Origin of the sequence: Sinomicrobium pectinilyticum, from assembly GCF_003725735.1 — a bacterium.
In the GTDB taxonomy this organism is placed as follows: Bacteria; Bacteroidota; Bacteroidia; order Flavobacteriales; family Flavobacteriaceae; genus Sinomicrobium; species Sinomicrobium pectinilyticum.
The window spans coordinates 1-1,652 of sequence record NZ_RJTM01000222.1 but is presented as its reverse complement, the minus strand read 5'-3'; the positions used below and the strand labels follow the sequence as shown (position 1 = coordinate 1,652).

General features: G+C 44.4%; 1 protein-coding gene. It reads left to right on the top strand.

The window, feature by feature from the left end:
• Positions 1-120 precede the first annotated feature (120 nt).
• A complete protein-coding gene (locus ED312_RS23485) occupies positions 121-1,476 on the top strand; it encodes a transposase (RefSeq protein WP_170164617.1) in 1,356 nt (451 codons plus the stop codon).
• The last annotated feature ends 176 nt before the right edge of the window (positions 1,477-1,652 follow it).

Sequence of the window (1,652 nt, the reverse complement as noted above, 5' to 3'; positions counted from 1 at the left end):
GGCACTTTCAGAAGTAAATAAACATTTGTAATTCAGTTAATTAATTCGTAAATTAGAAAAACCAAACCCCGAAAATTGGCCAAAATGCCAAAAAACGGGGTTTTTCTATTTTACCTACCTATGAAATTACAAAGAATCTCCGAATTACAGCACAGTTTTTCATTTTTATCTTCCACCGAGCAATTAGCGGCCTATCGGGTACGCTTTTTTGAGAGTGACCTGGGCAAAATCTACCAGGCTATTCCTTGGGATGATTTGGTCAAGACCTTTGGACTAAAAGAATCCGGTAAAGGGACCCGCTTTCAGTTTAGCCCTCGTGGTCGTTTGGCCCTGATGTTTTTAAAACATCATGCAGAATGTTCCGATCGTAAACTCATCGAACAGCTCAACAGCAATATCGACTATCAGTTTTTCTGTGATATCTATTTGGGTATGGAACGGATTACGAATTATAAAATCGTGAGCCAAATCCGTTGTGAACTGTCCAGGGTCCTGGAAATTGATGCGGTGGAAAAAGCATTTTATGTGCATTGGAAGCCCTATATCGATGAAGCAGAAAAAGTGGTTATGGATGCGACCTGTTATGAGAGTGAAGTACGCTACCCTACCAACATCAAGCTGCTCTGGGAAGCTGTGGAGTGGCTTTACAAAGCTATCAGGCGGCTATGCCGGGTATTGGAGGTGAAGTTGCCCCGCAGCAAATACCTCAAATGGAAGAAGCGCTATATCGGTTACAGCAAGATGCGTAAGAAGACGCGCAAGAAACGTCGCTCGCTCACCCGGGCCCTGCTACGGCTGTTGGATAAGTTCCTGCGTTTTGAAAAGTGGCTGCTCCACACACACTGCATAGAACTTCCAAAGCGTTATTATAAGACCCTAAAGACCCTGCGGAAAATCTACCCACAGCAGTTGCACCTCTTTACGACCGGGGAAAAGCCCAATGGGCGTATTGTGAGTATCGGTAAGGACTACCTACGTCCCATTGTCAGGGGAAAGGAGATCAAGAAAGTAGAGTTTGGCGCTAAGGTCAACAAACTGCAGATCGATGGGATCAACTTTATCGAACTCATTAGCTTTGACAATTTCAATGAGGGTACCCGGTTGAAAAGTTCGATGTATAAGGCCCAAAGTCTTACCCGAAAAAGGCTCAGGGTCCTTGGGGCCGATGCGATCTACGCTACCAATGCCAATCGCAAATTCGTTACCAGGCATGGCATCAAGACCGATTTTAAACCCAAAGGACCTAAAAGCAAACATCACAAACAACAGGCCTTACTCAAAGGACAAATCACCAAAGAACGGGCTTCCCGCCTGGAAGGTAGTTTTGGTAAAGAAAAGGAGCATTATCACCTGAAAAAAGTAAAAGCCAAAACCAGGGCCACCGAAATCCTGTGGATCTTCTTCGGTATCCACACGGCCAATTGCCTGGAAATCGGCAGACGTATGGCAAGACAACAATGCCGGGAAGCAGCCTGATAGACGGACTTTTAAAAAGACCAAAAACTACAGGCATACCTATGCCTTTTTGCCACGATATGCCACCTAAAACACCAAGGGAATCCTCAAAAAAGAAAAAACTCAGGCAATCCATGTAAAAATTACCTGAGTTCGTTGTTTATTTTTTGGGAAATTGGCTTACTTCTGAAAGTGCC

Coding starts and splice junctions, on each gene's coding strand:
- ED312_RS23485 (WP_170164617.1), top strand. CDS start 121: ATGAAATTACAAAGAATCTCCGAATTACAGCACAGTTTTTCATTTTTA.